Origin of the sequence: Citrobacter sp. RHBSTW-00029 (assembly GCF_014104295.1) — a bacterium.
Lineage (GTDB): Bacteria > Pseudomonadota > Gammaproteobacteria > Enterobacterales > Enterobacteriaceae > Citrobacter > Citrobacter youngae.
Genome location: NZ_JABXRT010000001.1, coordinates 2665174 through 2682250 on the forward strand (window position 1 = coordinate 2665174; position 17077 = coordinate 2682250).

18 protein-coding genes and 1 riboswitch are annotated in these 17077 nt (G+C 54.0%); of the genes, 9 read left to right on the plus strand and 9 right to left on the minus strand.

Annotated elements, in window-relative coordinates; all coding sequences use genetic code 11:
• Positions 1-10: 10 nt before the first annotated feature.
• The gene (locus HV041_RS13165) at positions 11-1363 is read right to left on the minus strand and encodes an adenylosuccinate lyase family protein (RefSeq protein ID WP_005123710.1); all 1353 of its coding nucleotides are present in this window, start codon (positions 1361-1363) and stop codon (positions 11-13) included.
• A gap of 202 nt (positions 1364-1565) precedes the next feature.
• Between HV041_RS13165 and HV041_RS13170 the strand changes: the two genes are divergently transcribed.
• Positions 1566-2300 carry a GntR family transcriptional regulator gene (locus HV041_RS13170; RefSeq protein ID WP_005123711.1) on the plus strand — a complete coding sequence of 245 codons (735 nt, stop codon included), beginning with the start codon at positions 1566-1568 and terminating at the stop codon, positions 2298-2300.
• Between the two features lie 68 nt (positions 2301-2368).
• Here the strand turns inward: HV041_RS13170 and rhlE are convergent, their stop codons facing one another.
• Positions 2369-3718 (minus strand): ATP-dependent RNA helicase RhlE, encoded by a 1350-nt coding sequence (gene rhlE / locus HV041_RS13175; RefSeq protein WP_048212203.1) that lies wholly within the window; start codon positions 3716-3718, stop codon positions 2369-2371.
• A 219-nt stretch (positions 3719-3937) separates the two neighbouring features.
• Between rhlE and cecR the strand changes: the two genes are divergently transcribed.
• The 5 genes from cecR to HV041_RS13200 are packed head-to-tail and all read left to right on the plus strand — an operon-like array spanning position 3938 to position 9579.
• Complete coding sequence (gene cecR, locus HV041_RS13180; RefSeq protein ID WP_003035216.1) at positions 3938-4615, plus strand: transcriptional regulator CecR; 678 nt, start codon at positions 3938-3940, stop codon at positions 4613-4615.
• On the plus strand, positions 4612-5607 hold the full coding sequence (gene hlyD, locus HV041_RS13185; RefSeq protein ID WP_165712254.1) for a secretion protein HlyD: 996 nt from the start codon (positions 4612-4614) through the stop codon (positions 5605-5607). Before cecR ends, hlyD begins: the two co-directional genes overlap by 4 nt.
• Positions 5600-7336, plus strand: a complete 1737-nt coding sequence (locus tag HV041_RS13190) for an ATP-binding cassette domain-containing protein (RefSeq protein WP_121584395.1) — start codon at positions 5600-5602, stop codon at positions 7334-7336. Before hlyD ends, HV041_RS13190 begins: the two co-directional genes overlap by 8 nt.
• Positions 7329-8462, plus strand: a complete 1134-nt coding sequence (locus tag HV041_RS13195) for an ABC transporter permease (protein WP_182294228.1) — start codon at positions 7329-7331, stop codon at positions 8460-8462. The genes HV041_RS13190 and HV041_RS13195 overlap by 8 nt, the downstream gene beginning before the upstream one ends.
• 10 nt (positions 8463-8472) lie before the next feature.
• On the plus strand, positions 8473-9579 hold the full coding sequence (locus HV041_RS13200; RefSeq protein WP_121584393.1) for an ABC transporter permease: 1107 nt from the start codon (positions 8473-8475) through the stop codon (positions 9577-9579).
• Here HV041_RS13200 and HV041_RS13205 read toward each other — a convergent pair.
• A complete protein-coding gene (locus HV041_RS13205) occupies positions 9541-9951 on the minus strand; it encodes a YbhQ family protein (protein WP_048212208.1) in 411 nt (136 codons plus the stop codon). The two genes, HV041_RS13200 and HV041_RS13205, sit on opposite strands and share 39 nt — an antisense overlap.
• 189 nt (positions 9952-10140) lie before the next feature.
• Here HV041_RS13205 and HV041_RS13210 point away from each other — a divergent pair, with 189 nt between their 5' ends.
• The gene (locus HV041_RS13210) at positions 10141-10902 is read left to right on the plus strand and encodes an endonuclease/exonuclease/phosphatase family protein (protein ID WP_121584392.1); all 762 of its coding nucleotides are present in this window, start codon (positions 10141-10143) and stop codon (positions 10900-10902) included.
• Positions 10899-12140, plus strand: a complete 1242-nt coding sequence (gene clsB / locus HV041_RS13215; protein ID WP_121584391.1) for a cardiolipin synthase ClsB — start codon at positions 10899-10901, stop codon at positions 12138-12140. Before HV041_RS13210 ends, clsB begins: the two co-directional genes overlap by 4 nt.
• A gap of 156 nt (positions 12141-12296) precedes the next feature.
• Here clsB and HV041_RS13220 read toward each other — a convergent pair whose 3' ends face one another.
• The 6 genes from HV041_RS13220 to moaA form a co-directional block, all read right to left on the minus strand.
• The gene (locus HV041_RS13220; protein WP_040230421.1) at positions 12297-13001 is read right to left on the minus strand and encodes a Bax inhibitor-1/YccA family protein; all 705 of its coding nucleotides are present in this window, start codon (positions 12999-13001) and stop codon (positions 12297-12299) included.
• 41 nt (positions 13002-13042) lie between these two features.
• Positions 13043-13495, minus strand: coding sequence for a molybdopterin synthase catalytic subunit MoaE (gene moaE / locus HV041_RS13225; protein WP_121584390.1), 453 nt, complete (start codon positions 13493-13495; stop codon positions 13043-13045).
• Between the two features lies 1 nt (position 13496).
• Positions 13497-13742 carry a molybdopterin synthase sulfur carrier subunit gene (moaD, locus tag HV041_RS13230; RefSeq protein ID WP_115643676.1) on the minus strand — a complete coding sequence of 82 codons (246 nt, stop codon included), beginning with the start codon at positions 13740-13742 and terminating at the stop codon, positions 13497-13499.
• The gene (moaC, locus tag HV041_RS13235; protein ID WP_003035188.1) at positions 13735-14220 is read right to left on the minus strand and encodes a cyclic pyranopterin monophosphate synthase MoaC; all 486 of its coding nucleotides are present in this window, start codon (positions 14218-14220) and stop codon (positions 13735-13737) included. The genes moaD and moaC overlap by 8 nt, the downstream gene beginning before the upstream one ends.
• Before the next feature lie 2 nt (positions 14221-14222).
• Positions 14223-14735: a molybdenum cofactor biosynthesis protein B gene (gene moaB / locus HV041_RS13240; protein WP_048212213.1), complete on the minus strand. Its 513-nt coding sequence runs from the start codon at positions 14733-14735 to the stop codon at positions 14223-14225.
• Positions 14736-14754: 19 nt separating this feature from the next.
• Entirely contained in the window at positions 14755-15744 is a 990-nt protein-coding gene (gene moaA, locus HV041_RS13245; RefSeq protein WP_061067570.1) for a GTP 3',8-cyclase MoaA, read from the minus strand.
• Positions 15732-15877: riboswitch (molybdenum cofactor riboswitch) on the minus strand. It overlaps the preceding gene by 13 nt.
• Positions 15878-16166: 289 nt before the next feature.
• Between moaA and yvcK the strand changes: the two genes are divergently transcribed.
• A complete protein-coding gene (gene yvcK / locus HV041_RS13250; protein WP_061067569.1) occupies positions 16167-17075 on the plus strand; it encodes a uridine diphosphate-N-acetylglucosamine-binding protein YvcK in 909 nt (302 codons plus the stop codon).
• Positions 17076-17077: the final 2 nt, after the last annotated feature.

Here is a 17077-nt window from a genome sequence, read left to right on the forward strand (position 1 = left end):
CCAAGAGCGTTCATTTCCGCGACATATATCTCGCTAATACCTGATCCACCATTGCTGGCGCCATTCCAAGGTAATTTGCCGGGTCGGTCAGTTCTTCAATCAACTGCGGGTCAAGTCGTTCCGAGACAGATGGCATCGCATTCAGCACATCCGCCAGTCGTCCCCCTTGTTCATTGACGATACGACAGGCGTCGTACACGACGTCATGCGCATCCTGACGACCGATATACGGCGCCAGTCCCATCATGACCGCTTCAGCCACAATCAGTCCGTTGGTCATGCCGAGGTTACGTTTCATCGCCGCTTCATCAACCACCAGCCCCGCCAGCATAAAGTTAGCCTGATGCAATGCCCCGGCGCTGAGGACGAAACTTTCCGGGATAGCAATCCATTCGGCATGCCACGGCCCGGTTGCACGCTCCAGATCCTGCACCATTGCATCAAGCATCAGCCCTGCCTGTTGGCGAACGCCTTTGGCACAGGCCAGCATTAACTCGCTGGAAATAGGGTTGCGTTTCTGCGGCATAGTACTGCTGGCGCCGCGCCCTTTAACAAACGGCTCATACAACTCACCAAACTCGTTTGCTGCCAGCAGCATTACGTCGTAGGCAATCTTGCCCAGCGACCCGGTAATCACCGCTAACAGATTCACCGCTTCGGCAAAACCATCACGCGCAACATGCCATGTGGACGTAGGGACATTCAGCCCAAGTTCTTCCATCATCGCTTTTTGTACCGCCAGCCCTTTATCCCCCAGCGATGCCAGCGTACCGGCTGCACCCGCAAATTCGCCGACCAATACACGAGGACGCGCCTGAGTCAGACGTTCCGCGTGACGTTCAAACATATCCAGCCAGATGGCTGTTTTATAACCAAAGGTTACGGGCAGAGCCTGCTGCAAATGGGTTCTCCCGGCCATCGGCGTATCACGGTAACGGCGTGAGAGATCGGCCAGCGTCGCACGAAGCTTGTCCATATCGGTTTCAATTAACGCGAATGCATCACGAATTTGCAGAACTACCGCGGTGTCCATGATGTCCTGCGTGGTTGCGCCCCAGTGCACATAGCCGCCGGACTCGCCAGCCTGTTTAGAAATCTGGTGCACCAGCGGTAGGATCGGATAACCCACGATTTCGGTTTCATGGCGTAATAAATCAAAATCGAGCGTATCGGCATTACATTTTTCAGCAATTTCCTGCGCCGCAGCCTCGGGTATCACACCGCAGCGTGCCTGGGCTTTGGCTAATGCCACTTCCACTTCCACGTATTTGCGTACCAGCTCGCGATCGTCAAACACCGCGCGCATCGCTGGTGTGCCGAAAGAATCCCTGAACAGAACAGAATCAAGTACATTCGAAGCCATAAATCCCCCTGGAAAATCTGATAGTGATAAGATGCGTGTTTACGGTGGTTTGTTAGATATTCAAACGCCGCCACAATGTCCAGACATAATAAAATGTCCGTACATTTGAATGTACGGACATTTATAGTATTCATAAGAAATGTAGGGAATAGTCCGTACAAATTTTCGTGATAAAGATCACTAATATTTTGATGAAACCGCGATGAAAGAATCTCTGTACAAGCGAATAGCACGTGAACTGGCGCAGCAAATTTCGGTGGGGACCTTTGCCCCCGGCTCGCTGTTTCCAACGGAAATGGAACTGTGCGAAACATGGCAGGTCAGCCGCCACACCATGCGTGAGGCGTTAAGGGAATTAACAGAACAGGGGCTGATTTCACGGCGTAAAGGCGCGGGAACTCGCGTTTGCGAACCTAAGACTAACGGTGTCAATCACCCGCTATCGCATCTTGAGGATCTGTTGCTGCTGGCCAAAAACAATCTGCGCGTCATCAAGAAAATCGATGAGATTGTGGCAGACATCGAGTTGTCCCAGATGATTGGCTGCCCGCCAGGTTCCCGCTGGCTGCACATTGCCAGCACTCGCGAAGATGCGCAAAACCCCGACGCGCCAATCTGCTGGACGGACAGCTATGCCAGCACGGATTACGCCAAGCTGCGCACCTACATCCGTGACGATCCACACTCATTAATCAGCGATTTGATCGAAACGCATTACGGCATCAAAAGCCATGAGGTGCATCAGACTATTACGGCTGTCGGTGTGCCCAAAAAGGTGGCAAAGATCCTTAACGTAGCGCCTGATTCGCCAGCAATGAGAATTGTGCGTCGTTATCTGGACAGGGACGGGAAAGTATTTGAGACGACGATTTCGATTCACCCGGCAGGACGATATACCTGCTCAATCGTGCTGAAATCGCAAAGTTCGGGGGAGTGATTGACCTGTCCGGCCTACACCCTGTGTAGACCGGATAGCGTGTTTATACTGCCAGACAGCAAGGTGAATTACTGGGCGGAAGACGGTTTGCGCGGACGGCGCGGCGGACGAGGCTTATCACCTGCCGGTTTGCCTTCGCCGCTACGCGGCTTCGCTTTTGGCGCACCGCCATCCTGACGACGCGGCTGCTGGCCACGCCCTGCTCCACCCTGACCGCGACCGCCACCGCCGCCGCCACGCTGCTGGCGACCGTTCTGGATCGGCTCGGCTTTGATGGAGGGGTCCGGCTCGTAGCCTGGCGTTGCAATACGCGGGATCTCTTTTTTCAGCAACTTCTCGATGTCACGCAGCAACTTGTGTTCATCGACGCACACCAGAGACAACGCTTCGCCGGTAGCTGCGGCACGCCCGGTACGGCCAATACGGTGCACGTAATCTTCCGGGACGTTTGGCAGCTCGTAGTTCACCACGTGTGGCAACTCTTCGATATCGAGGCCACGCGCGGCAATATCGGTCGCCACCAGCACGCGAATATCCCCGGATTTAAAATCGGCCAGCGCACGGGTACGCGCTCCCTGAGATTTGTTACCGTGGATTGCCGCGCTGCGGATGCCGTCTTTATTCAACTGTTCAGCCAGATGGTTCGCACCGTGTTTGGTACGGGTAAACACCAGCACCTGCTGCCAGTTGCCCTGACCAATCATCTGTGACAGCAGCTCACGTTTACGTTTTTTATCCACGAAATGAACGTGCTGAGTCACCTGCTCTGAGGCGGTATTACGGCGCGCCACTTCGATTTCCAGCGGGTTGTGCAGCAGCTTTTCGGCCAGCGACTTAATATCGTCAGAGAACGTTGCTGAGAACAGCAGGTTCTGGCGTTTTGCCGGCAGCTTCGCCAGAACGCGACGAATGTCGTGAATAAAGCCCATATCCAGCATGCGATCAGCTTCATCGAGTACCAGGATCTCAACCTGATCCAGTTTCACCGCATTCTGGTGTTCCAGATCGAGCAAACGACCAGGTGTGGCAATCAGTACATCCACACCACCGCGCAGCTTCATCATCTGCGGGTTAATACTGACGCCGCCGAAGACCACTAGCGAGCGGATGTTCAGATACTTACTGTAATCACGTACGTTTTCGCCAATTTGAGCAGCCAGTTCGCGGGTTGGCGTGAGGATCAGCGCACGCACCGGGCGACGGCTTTTACCATGCGGCTGATGGGTAATCAGGTGCTGCAACAGCGGCAGGGTAAAACCTGCCGTTTTCCCCGTACCGGTCTGGGCGCTGGCCATCAGATCGCGGCCTTCCAGCACGGCAGGGATCGCCTGTTGCTGAATAGGGGTAGGTTCACGGTAACCCTGTTCGGCAACGGCACGTAAAATTTCAGGGTTTAAACCAAGGGAATCAAAAGACATAACAACTCCGAACCGCCCTGACCGTTACCGGTGTCGTTTTCAGGGAGATACATACAATAGAGATGACAAAAACCACAATGTCATGAAGGGGCGGAGTGTAGCAGTTTTTGTGATGTGCCGCATAAATTATCCCTGCGAGGAAAATAACGATCCGGACTGGACAAGGTTGCACATCAGTCATAATCTTAATCAATCGATTGATTAAGATCAGGTCATGCTATGAATACACCCACCATGACAACCAAAGGTGAACAGGCGAAGAACCAGCTCATTGCCGCAGCATTGGCGCAATTCGGCGAGTATGGTCTGCACGCCACCACGCGCGATATCGCTGCACAGGCCGGGCAAAACATTGCGGCTATCACCTACTATTTTGGCTCAAAAGAGGATTTATATCTCGCCTGCGCCCAGTGGATTGCCGATTTTATCGGCTCGCAGTTTCGCCCGCACGCTGAAGAGGCCGAGCGTTTATTCGCTCAGCCAGAGCCGGATCGTGGCGCGATGCGCGAATTAATCCTGCGCGCCTGCAAAAATATGATCATGCTGTTAACCCAGGACGACACCGTTAACCTGAGCAAATTTATTTCGCGGGAACAGCTTTCACCCACCGCGGCTTATCAACTGGTGCACGACCAGGTTATCAATCCGCTGCATACACACCTGACGCGCCTGATTGCCGCCTATACCGGCGGCGATGCCAACGATACCCAAATGATTCTGCATACCCACGCCATCCTCGGCGAGGTGCTGGCCTTTCGTCTGGGGAAAGAAACCATTCTGTTGCGTACGGGTTGGTCACAATTTGATGAAGATAAAACCGCGCTGATTGATCAAACGATCACCTGTCACATCGATCTTATTCTGCAAGGCTTAACGCAAAGGAGTCTGGAGTCATGAAAAAACCTGTCGTTCTCGGGCTGGTTATCGCGGCCCTCGTTGCCGTGATTGCCGGTGGAACGTGGTGGTATCAAAGTCGGCAAGATAATGGCCTGACGCTGTACGGCAATGTCGATATCCGTAGCGTCAACCTGAGTTTTCGCGTCGGCGGCAGACTGGCCTCGCTGGCGGTTGATGAAGGCGATGCGATTACCGCCGGTCAGGTGCTGGGCGAACTGGATCACGCACCGTATGAAAACGCATTAATGCAGGCCAAAGCCAATGTTGCCGCCGCCCAGGCGCAATACGATCTGATGCTGGCCGGGTATCGCGCTGAAGAGATCGCCCAGGCGGCAGCGGCCGTCAAACAGGCACAGGCTGCCTATGATTACGCACAGAACTTTTATAATCGACAGGTCGGATTGTGGAAAAGCCGCACCATCTCCGCTAACGATCTGGAAAACGCGCGTTCATCTCGCGATCAGGCGTTAGCCTCGTTAAAATCCGCACAGGACAAACTCAGCCAATATCGCAGCGGTAATCGTGTGCAGGACATCGAGCAGGCGAAAGCCACGCTCGAACAAGCTCAGGCTGAGCTGGCACAGGCAGAGCTTAATTTGCATGACACCACGCTGACCTCGCCGTCTGACGGTACGCTGCTTACCCGTGCAGTCGAACCCGGCAGTATGCTAAGCGCAGGCGGTACGGTACTGACGCTGTCGCTCACGCGTCCGGTCTGGGTTCGCGCCTACGTTGACGAACGCAATCTGAGCCAGGCGCAGCCAGGACGTGAGATCCTGCTCTATACCGACGGCCGCCCGGACAAACCGTATCATGGCAAAATCGGCTTTGTGTCACCAACCGCCGAATTTACGCCGAAAACGGTCGAGACCCCTGATCTGCGCACCGATCTGGCGTATCGCCTGCGAATTGTCGTAACCGACGCGGACGATGCGCTGCGTCAGGGAATGCCGGTGACGATCAAATTCAGTGACGAGGCACGGCATGAATGATGCCGTTATTACGCTCAAAGGGCTGACTAAAAACTTTGCCGGAATGGAAAAACCGGCCGTTGCCCCGCTCGACTGCACCGTACATGCAGGCTACGTGACCGGACTTGTCGGGCCGGACGGCGCGGGGAAAACCACGTTGATGCGCATGCTGGCGGGATTGTTAAAACCCGATGCCGGAAGTGCTGCGGTGATTGGCTTTGACCCTATCAAGGACGACAGCGCGCTGCATGCGGTACTGGGCTATATGCCGCAGAAATTTGGCCTGTATGAAGATTTAACCGTCATGGAGAACCTCAATCTCTATGCTGATTTGCGTAGCGTCACCGGTGAGGCGCGAGAAAAAACCTTTGCCCGCCTGCTGGAATTTACCTCGCTGGGGCCATTTACCGGACGACTGGCCGGCAAACTTTCCGGTGGGATGAAACAGAAGCTCGGGCTGGCCTGTACGCTGGTCGGCGAACCCAAAGTATTGTTGCTGGATGAGCCGGGTGTCGGTGTGGACCCCATCTCCCGTCGTGAACTGTGGCAAATGGTTCATGAGCTGGCCGGGGATGGCATGTTGATCCTCTGGAGCACCTCGTATCTGGATGAAGCAGAGCAGTGCCGCGATGTACTGCTGATGAACGAAGGCGAACTGTTGTATCAGGGTGAACCGACGCGACTGACGCAAACCATGGCGGGCCGCAGTTTCCTGATGAGCAGTCCGCAGGAAAATAACCGTCGATTGCTGCAGCGGGCATTAAAACTACCGCAGGTCAGCGACGGGATGATTCAGGGGAAATCGGTACGCTTAATCCTGAAAAAAGCAGCCACTGCGGACGATATTCGTCGGGCAGACGGCATGCCGGAGATTAACATCAGCGAAACGACTCCCCGCTTCGAGGATGCCTTTATCGATTTACTCGGCGGAGCCGGGACATCGGAATCGCCACTGGGCGCTATCCTGCATACCGTGGAAGGCACGCCTGGCGAAACGGTGATCGAAGCCAAAGCGCTGACCAAGAAGTTTGGCGATTTTGCCGCGACCGACCACGTAGACTTTTCCGTACAACGTGGTGAGATTTTTGGCCTGCTAGGGCCCAACGGTGCCGGTAAATCCACCACCTTTAAAATGATGTGCGGCCTGCTGGTTCCCACCTCCGGCAAAGCGCTGGTGCTGGACATGGATCTGAAAGTCAGCTCCGGCAAAGCACGCCAGCATCTGGGCTATATGGCGCAAAAATTCTCCCTGTACGGCAACCTGACCGTTGAGCAGAACCTGCGCTTTTTCTCCGGCGTCTACGGTCTGCGCGGTCGGGCGCAGAAGGAGAAAATCGATCGTATGAGCGAGGCATTTGGCCTGAAGAGTATCGCTTCCCACGCCACCGACGAACTGCCGCTGGGGTTTAAGCAGCGTCTGGCGCTGGCCTGCTCGCTGATGCATGAACCCGACATTCTGTTCCTTGATGAACCCACTTCCGGGGTCGATCCCCTCACCCGTCGTGAGTTCTGGTTGCATATCAACAGCATGGTGGAAAAAGGCGTCACGGTGATGGTGACCACCCACTTTATGGACGAGGCGGAATACTGCGATCGCATCGGGTTGGTGTATCGCGGCAAACTGATTGCCAGCGGAACACCAGACGACCTGAAAGCTCAGGCTGCCGACAGCGACACGCCGGACCCGACCATGGAGCAAGCGTTTATTACGCTAATCAATGACTGGGATAAGGAGCATACGCATGAGTAGCCACTCTCTCTCCTGGCGGCGCGTGCGGGCGTTGTGCGTGAAAGAAACACGCCAGATCGTCCGCGATCCCAGTAGCTGGCTAATTGCCGTCGTGATCCCGCTGATGCTGCTGTTTATCTTCGGCTACGGGATCAACCTCGACTCCAGCAAGCTGCGGGTGGGGATTCTGCTTGAACAGCAAAGTAAAGAGGCGCTGGACTTTACCCATACCATGACCGGCTCGCCCTATATTGACGCCACCATCAGCGATAACCGTCAGGAATTGATTGAGAAAATGCAGGCCGGACGCATTCGCGGCCTGGTGGTGATCCCGGTGGATTTTGCCCAGCAGATGGCGCGCCCCAACGACGTAGCGCCCATTCAGGTCATCACCGACGGCAGTGAGCCAAACACGGCTAACTTTGTGCAGGGTTATGTCGAAGGAATCTGGCAGATTTGGCAAAAGCAACGGGCGGAAGACCGGGGTGAATCGTTCGAGCCACTGATCGATGTGCAGACCCGGTACTGGTTTAACCCGGCGGCCATCAGCCAGCATTTTATTATTCCCGGAGCGGTCACTATCATTATGACGGTCATTGGCGCGATCCTCACCTCGCTGGTGGTAGCGCGTGAGTGGGAACGTGGCACCATGGAAGCGTTGCTGTCAACCGAAGTGACCCGCGTGGAGTTGCTGCTGTGTAAGCTTATCCCCTATTACTTTCTTGGCATGCTGGCGATGCTGCTGTGTATGTTGGTGTCGGTGTTTATTCTGGGCGTGCCGTATCGCGGTTCATTGCTGATCCTGTTTTTCATTACCAGCCTGTTTCTGCTCAGCACGCTCGGTATGGGTTTACTGATTTCCACCATCACCCGCAACCAGTTTAACGCCGCACAGGTGGCGCTGAACGCCGCTTTCCTGCCCTCAATTATGTTGTCGGGATTTATCTTCCAGATAGACAGCATGCCGGCGATTATCCGCGCGGTGACTTACATTATTCCCGCACGCTATTTCGTCAGCACGTTGCAAAGCCTGTTTCTGGCGGGAAATATTCCGGTGGTGCTGATTATCAACGTGCTGTTTTTAATCGCTTCTGCGGTGATGTTTATTGGCCTGACGTGGCTTAAAACTAAACGTCGGCTGGATTAAGGGGACTGGCATGTTTCATCGCTTATGGACATTAATTCGCAAAGAGCTGCAGTCGCTGCTGCGTGAACCGCAGACGCGGGCCATTTTGATTTTACCGGTACTGATTCAGGTCATTCTGTTCCCGTTCGCCGCAACGCTGGAAGTCACTAACGCCACTATCGCTATCTATAACGAAGATAACGGTAAACATTCGGTGGAATTAACCCAGCGTTTTGCCCGTGCCAGCGCCTTTACCCATATTCTGCTGCTAAAAAGCCCACAGGAAATCCAACCCACCATCGACACGCAAAAAGCACTGCTGCTGGTGCGCTTCCCGGCAGGCTTCTCGCGTAATCTGGATACTTTCCAGCAGGCCCCCATGCAGCTAATTCTCGATGGGCGCAACTCCAACAGCGCGCAGATTGCCGCAAATTATCTGCAGCAGATCGTTAAGACGTATCAGCAGGAGTTGATGGACGGCAAGCCGAAACCAAACAACAGCGAGCTGGTCGTGCGTAACTGGTACAACCCGAATCTGGATTACAAATGGTTCGTGGTTCCGTCGCTGATCGCCATGATCACCACTATCGGCGTAATGATCGTCACCTCGCTCTCGGTTGCTCGCGAGCGCGAGCAAGGCACGCTGGATCAACTGCTGGTTTCCCCGCTTACCACCTGGCAGATTTTCATCGGTAAAGCGGTGCCGGCACTGATTGTTGCCACCTTTCAGGCCACCATCGTACTGGCAATCGGCATCTGGGCCTATCACATCCCGTTTGCCGGTTCACTGGGGCTGTTCTACTTCACGATGGTGATTTACGGACTGTCGCTGGTGGGATTTGGCTTGCTGATTTCGTCACTGTGCGCGACACAGCAGCAGGCATTTATCGGCGTCTTTGTCTTTATGATGCCGGCGATTTTGCTGTCCGGATATGTCTCTCCGGTCGAAAATATGCCTGTGTGGTTGCAGAATCTGACATGGATAAACCCGATCCGTCACTTTACGGACATCACAAAACAGATTTACCTGAAGGATGCGAGTCTGCAGATTGTCTGGGGAAGTTTGTGGCCGCTATTGGTGATAGCGGCCACAACAGGCTCAGCGGCGTATGCGATGTTTAGACGCAAAGTGATGTAACTTTTTGTCTTTCGCCAACAGCGAGACCACTGCGGGTCCGGCAAGGATCGCCAGCCCCGCCAGCGCCAGTAGCACGTTGTTTTGCAGCACACGCGACAGTAACCACAGTACGATCATTGCCGCACCGAAATACCACGTGGTCGTCAGCTCTTCCAGCACGTCAGCCACATCACGCCAGCGCTGTTCATGGTGACGTTGCAATGCCAGCATTAAGATAACCGTTACGCCATACACGACGCATAATCCCAGGCCGACGTGCACCAGCTTGCCGCTCATCCAGCCCATTACCAGCAACGCCACTACCAGTAAATGCAACACAATCTGCCAGCAACTTAGACCCGTTGCGACACGAACACGTTGTTGCCACCTCATGGCTTTTCTCCTGAAGGATTTTTAACTAATTATTCAGAGTACCGGACTTTACGGAAAATTCCGCAACACCGCATCTTTTTGTGACGGCGACTACACTATTTATTTCGCCACAGAATTCGCGATACGGTCAAAACCCTCATCCCGAAGGATGATGGAGAGAGTCAGGAAAGTGACGCCAACGGGAGAATCATGAGCGAATCAGCAGACCGATTTTCATTCAATGTGCTCACCATTAATACTCACAAGGGTTTCACCGCCTTTAACAGACGCTTTATTTTGCCCGAGCTGCGGGATGCCGTCAGGGCAGTTGGCGCAGATATTGTGTGCCTGCAGGAAGTGCTGGGCGCTCACGACGTACACTCACTGCAGATAGAAAACTGGCCGGATACCAGCCATTACGAGTTTCTGGCCGACACCATGTGGCGCGATTTCGCCTACGGGCGCAATGCCGTGTATTCACAGGGGCATCACGGCAACGCCGTGCTATCGCGCTACCCCATTGAGCATTATGAAAACCGTGATGTATCCGTTGGCACGAGTGAAAAACGCGGTGTGCTTTACTGTCGCATTGTGCCGCCGATGCTTTCCCGCCCGATTCATGTGATGTGCGTCCACCTCGGTTTGCGTGAAGCCCATCGCCAGGCACAGCTCAGCATGCTGGCAAATTGGGTCAATGCCCTGCCCAACGCGGATCCCGTGGTGGTTGCTGGCGATTTTAACGACTGGCGACAACAGGCAAATTATCCGTTGAAGAGCCAGGCCGGCCTTGACGAGATTTTTACCCGCGCTCACGGTCGCCCGGCGCGAACATTTCCGGTGCAGTTTCCCCTGCTGCGTCTGGACAGGATCTATGTGAAAAACGCGAATGCCAGTACCCCAACGACGCTGGCGCTGCGTCACTGGCGACATTTGTCCGATCATGCCCCTCTGAGTGCGGAGATTCGTGTATGAAAACTGGCTGGCGTGAAGGCAATCAAATTCAGCTACTGGAAAATGGCGATCAGTACTATCCCGCCGTATTTCACGCGATTGAGCACGCGGAGCAAAAAATCATTCTGGAGACCTTTATCTGGTTTGAAGATGCGGTCGGGAAACAGCTACATGCCGCACTGCTCGCTGCCGCACACCGCGGGATCGCCGCAGAGGTGTTGCTGGACGGCTACGGCTCACCGGATCTAAGCGACAGCTTTGTCGAAGAGTTAACCGCGGCGGGTATTGTTTTCCGTTATTACGATCCGCGCCCACGCCTGTTCGGGATGCGCACCAATCTGTTTCGCCGGATGCATCGCAAAATTGTGGTCATTGACGATCGCATCGCCTTCGTCGGCGGTATTAATTACTCCGCCGAACACATGTCTGACTATGGGCCGGAAGCCAAGCAAGATTACGCTGTGCGTGTTGAAGGTCCGATTGTGGTTGATATTCTGACATTCGTGCTGGAAAACCTGCCGGGACAAAGCGCCGTACGCCGCTGGTGGCGACGGCATCACCGGGCAGTCGAAAATCATCGCCCCGGTGAAGCGCAGGCGCTGTTCGTCTGGCGTGATAACGAGGAACATCGCGATGATATTGAACGCCATTATTTGAAAATGCTCGCGCAGGCAAAGCGGGAAGTGATTATTGCCAATGCCTATTTCTTCCCCGGTTATCGTCTGTTGCATGCCCTGCGTAAAGCAGCACGACGCGGCGTACGGGTAAAACTCATCGTTCAGGGCGAGCCTGATATACCCATTGTGAAAGTGGGCGCCCGGCTGCTGTATAACTATCTGGTCAAAGGGGGCGTCCACGTCTACGAATATCACCGCAAGCCGCTGCATGGCAAAGTGGCGCTGATGGACGATCACTGGGCTACCGTCGGGTCCAGCAATCTTGACCCGCTCAGTCTGTCGCTAAATCTGGAAGCCAATCTCATTATTTATGACCGTGCTTTCAATCAGATCCTGCGCGACAACCTGAATCCCATTATTGCGCAGGACTGCCAGCGAGTTGATGAATCAATGTTACCCAGACGCACCTGGTGGAACCTGACCAAAAGCGTATTAGCATTTCACTTTTTACGCCACTTCCCGGCACTGGTCGGTTGGCTACCGGCACACACTCCGCGCCTGACTGAAGTGGAGCCGCCAGCACAACCCGCGATCGAAACACAAGATCGCATTCAAACCGAGGATGCAGGAGGAAAAACCTGATAGCGAAGTTGGACGAAAAAGTGCGGGTAAAAAACGAGGAAGCGATGGCTAAATCACCGTGACTGTAGTGCCGGATGCGGCTTAACGCCTTATCCGGCCTACTTTCGTTACAAGACTGTAGGCCGGATAAGCGTGGCGCCATCCGGCAACAGAGAATTAACGACGATTACCGAAAATACGCAGCAGCATCAGGAACAGGTTGATGAAGTCCAGATACAGCGTTAACGCCCCAAGAATGGCGTATTTACGCAGGTTGGAACTGTCGCGCAGGTCAATTTGCTCACCGATATTTTTCAGCTTTTGCGTGTCATAGGCGGTCAGGCCGACAAACACGATCACCCCAATGTAGGTCACCGCCCACATCAGCGCTTCGCTCTTCAGCCAGAAGTTAACCAACGAGGCCAGAACGATACCAATTAACGCCATAAACAGCATGTTGCCGAAGCCGCTGAGATCGCGTTTGGTGGTGTAGCCGTACAAACTCATGATACCGAACATCCCGCCGGTGACCACAAAGGTACTGGCGATAGACGAATAGGTATAGACAATGAAAATGCTTGATAGCGTCAGACCGGTTAACGCCGAGTAGAGCATAAACAGCGTCGTTGCCATTCCAGCACTGAGCTTTTGCACCATGCCGGACAGGACAAATACCAGCGCCAGCTGTGCAATGATCAGCCCAAAGAAGGTGATTTTGCTGGAGAAGACAAACATCATCACCGCGGGCGTATTTGCCGCGTACCATGCAATAAACGCCGTCAGTAACAACCCACAGGTCATCCAGCCGTACACCTGCGCCATGTAGGTTTGCAGGCCGGAACGGGCCTGCACAATAGAATCGGATCGTGGGAATCGGTCCATGACAATCTCCTGAGTCAGTATGTGCCTAAACCAATTGTACTCTACCAGCGTTTTGCTGCTTGCTTATCGCTGTCGCGGGCGTCGACCCAACGTTCACCTTCTGGCGTGGCTTCGCGTTTCCAGAACGGCGCACGCGTTTTCAGGTAATCCATAATGAATTGCCCGGCATCAAACGCGCTACTACGATGTGCACTGGTCACACCGACAAAAACAATTTCATCGCCCGGCCACAGTTCGCCAATACGATGGATCACCGTTACCCGGCCCAGCGGCCAGCGCGAACGCGCTTCGTCGACGATTTCCGCCAGCGCTTTTTCGGTCATTCCCGGATAGTGTTCCAGCGTTAACGCCTTAACGCTGTCACCGAGATTGTGATTGCGCACTTTACCGGTGAAAGTGACTACCGCGCCGTCTTCATCGCGCTCTGCCAGCCAGGGATACTCATCCCCGACGCGAATCGGCGCATGGCCAACAACAATTCGCGTTTCAGCCATTTTAGCCTCCGGTTACCGGCGGGAAGAAAGCGACTTCATCACCCGCGTTAAGAGGATGATCAAAACTGACCAGCGTCTGGTTTACCGCCGCCAGCAGCTTGCCGTCTTCCAGCGCCAACGCCCAGCGTTCGCTTTTTGCCGCAAGATGCTTGCGCAGCGCTTCTACCGTTGCGAACTCGGCGGCAACTTCTAACGCATCGGTGTTCACCAGTTCGCGTACCTGAGCAAAGAAGAGAACCTTAATCATGCGCATCTACCTTAAAATCTCCGGACTTGCCGCCGCTTTTTGCCAGCAGACGCACCGGACCAATCACCATATCCTTTTGCACCGCTTTGCACATATCGTAAATGGTCAACGCCGCTACGGAGGCAGCCGTTAACGCTTCCATTTCAACGCCGGTTTTACCGGTCAGGCGACACAGCGTTTCAATCCGTACGCGATTGTGCTCCGGCTCGGCGTGAAGATTGACTTCGACCTTGCTCAGCATCAGCGGATGGCACAGCGGGATAAGATCCCAGGTACGTTTGGCGGCCTGAATACCCGCAATACGCGCCGTGGCGAATACATCACCCTTATGGTGGCTGCCATCGATAATCATCGCCAGCGTTTCGCTACGCATGGTCACGAATGCTTCAGCACGCGCCTCGCGTACGGTTTCCGCTTTGGCGGAGACATCCACCATATGCGCTTCGCCAGCGGCGTTAATATGAGTCAGTTGCGACATACTTATTTCTTCAAATGTGGGTGGAAATTACACGGACGCGTACGGGCATCAAGCTGCGGCGCAATGATATTCTCCCAGGCGGTACGACACGCTTTGGTCGACCCCGGCATGGCGAAAATCAGCGTTTTATTGGCCACCCCGGCAACCGCTCGAGACTGCAGCGTCGCGGTACCAATCTCTTCAAACGACAGCATACGGAAGACTTCGCCAAACCCTTCAACTTCTCTGTCAAACAGCGGCAGCAGCGCTTCCGGTGCCTGGTCCCCTTCGGTTAACCCAGTGCCGCCGGTAATGAGCACCACTTGCACATCGTCACTGGCAATCCAGGCTGAAACCTGAGCGCGAATCGCATAGCGGTTCTCTTTGACAATCGCCTTATCAACAATCTGATGACCCGCCTCCAGCGCCGAGTCGCGCAGATAATGGCCGGAGGTGTCATCTTCTTCGCCACGACGGTTGGAAACAGTAAGAATAGCAATGCGTGTCGGGATAAATTCAGCGCTTACCTGACTCATGAGAAACTCCTTTTAGCGATCAGCCGCCAATGTAAGATAAGTTTTGCGTAATACCGGTATTGTTCTGATGCAGGAAATGGGTCTGCTTTTTCTCCAGCAACGCGGCAGAGATACGTTCTTCAAGCGCAGCCTGCTGGGTGTCGTCGGTCAGCAAATCACGCAAGTTCACCCCGCCTTCACCAAATAAACACAGATGAAGCTTGCCAACAGAGGAAACGCGCAGACGATTACAGGTGGCGCAGAAGTCTTTCTCATAAGGCATGATCAGACCAATTTCACCAACATAATCAGGATGACAGAAAACCTGAGCCGGGCCGTCGCTGCGCTGTCGGATCTGGTGGATCCAGCCGCGACGCAGTAGCTCATCGCGAAGTACCTGTCCGGAGATATGGTGTTTACGGAAGAGAGAGCTGCCCTCGCCCGTTTCCATCAGTTCAATAAAACGCAGTTGGATTGGCCGAGGTTGGATCCACGCAAGGAAGGTGTCCAGCTGATGATGGTTTACGTCGCGCATCAGCACGGTGTTAACTTTCACTTTTTCAAAACCGGCATCGAAGGCGGCGTCAATCCCCGCCATCACCTGCTGAAACTTATCCTGCCCGGTAATGGCGTGAAACTGACGGGCATCCAGGCTGTCGACGCTGACGTTGAGTGCCGTCAGCCCGGCATCGCGCCATGCAGCAGCATCGCGCGCCAGACGATAACCATTGGTGGTTACCGCAATCTGACGGATAGCGTCGTTTTCACGTACGGCAGCAATAATGTCGGTAAAATCGCGACGCAGTGACGGTTCGCCACCTGTCAGACGCACTTTTTCCGTTCCCAGGCTGGCGAACGCACGCGTGACGCGGCGAATTTCATCAACGGTCAGAAAGCCGTTATTAGTCACACCACCTGGCTTATAGCCATCTGGCAGACAGTAAGTGCAACGAAAGTTACACACATCGGTAATCGACAAACGCAAGTAGTAAAACTTACGCGCGAATGCATCGGTAAGTTGAGAGCCCATGTACACCTTTCCAAATACGGGAGGCGAAGTCATTTCTTCCTGCGCCCTGGTGACAATCGTATTCACGTATCGTCACGGCCAAAGCACCGTATCATTTGACCCAGGTGCAGAGGCTAGAGTGTTTATACTCGTCATGCTTCGAGTACATTGTGGTTATGCCGATACTAGCGTGTAAATGACACTTTTGCCATGTACACTTTCGCTGTATAAATATGTATATAGCGGCATGATCGTGCAATTTCGCTACAGAATAAGCAAAAACCATCGTTTTGCATTGATATACATCATCTTGCTATCAGGTGGATGTCGTCAGAAAGGGGTAGATCGCAGAAAATTATTTTCTGCAGATGGCGACTGGATAATTGCTGAAAACACGCTATTTACGTTACTGTAACGCCGATCAATTGATATCAGGAATAACTATGCGCACTCGTACGCTGGCAGATCTGGATCGCGTTGTCGCTCTCGGCGGAGGGCATGGATTAGGACGCGTTCTGTCGTCACTTTCCTCTTTAGGTTCACGCCTGACGGGCATCGTCACGACCACCGATAACGGCGGTTCCACGGGGCGAATTCGCCGTTCAGAAGGCGGTATTGCCTGGGGAGACATGCGGAACTGCCTCAACCAGTTAATTACCCAACCAAGCGTCGCATCGGCGATGTTTGAGTATCGTTTTGGCGGTAATGGCGAACTTTCCGGCCATAACCTCGGAAATCTGATGTTAAAGGCGCTCGATCACCTCAGCGTGCGGCCTCTGGAAGCCATCAATTTAATTCGTAGCCTGCTAAAAGTTGATGCACATTTAATTCCCATGTCAGAACTACCGGTGGACCTGATGGCGCTCGACGATCAGGGACATGAAGTGTATGGCGAAGTAAATATCGACCAGCTCACTACCCTGCCGCAAGAATTAATGCTCTCACCTAAAGTTCCCGCCACGCGAGAAGCGATTGAAACCATCGCGGAAGCGGACCTGATCCTGATAGGACCGGGGAGTTTTTATACCAGCCTGATGCCGCTATTGCTGCTTGACGAAATGGCGCAGGCATTGCGTCGCACACCGGCACCAATGGTTTATATCGGCAATCTGGGACGCGAACTCAGCCTGCCAGCCGCCAGCCTGACGCTTGCCGATAAGCTGGCCATCATTGAGCAATATGTTGGTAAGAAGGTGATTGATGCGGTGATTGTCGGACCAAAAGTCGATGTTTCGGCCATGACCGACCGCATTGTGATTCAGGATGAACTGGAGGCCAGCGATATTCCCTACCGTCATGACCGTCAATTGCTGCATAGCGCGCTGGAGAAAGCGGTGCAGGCGTTAGGTTGAAC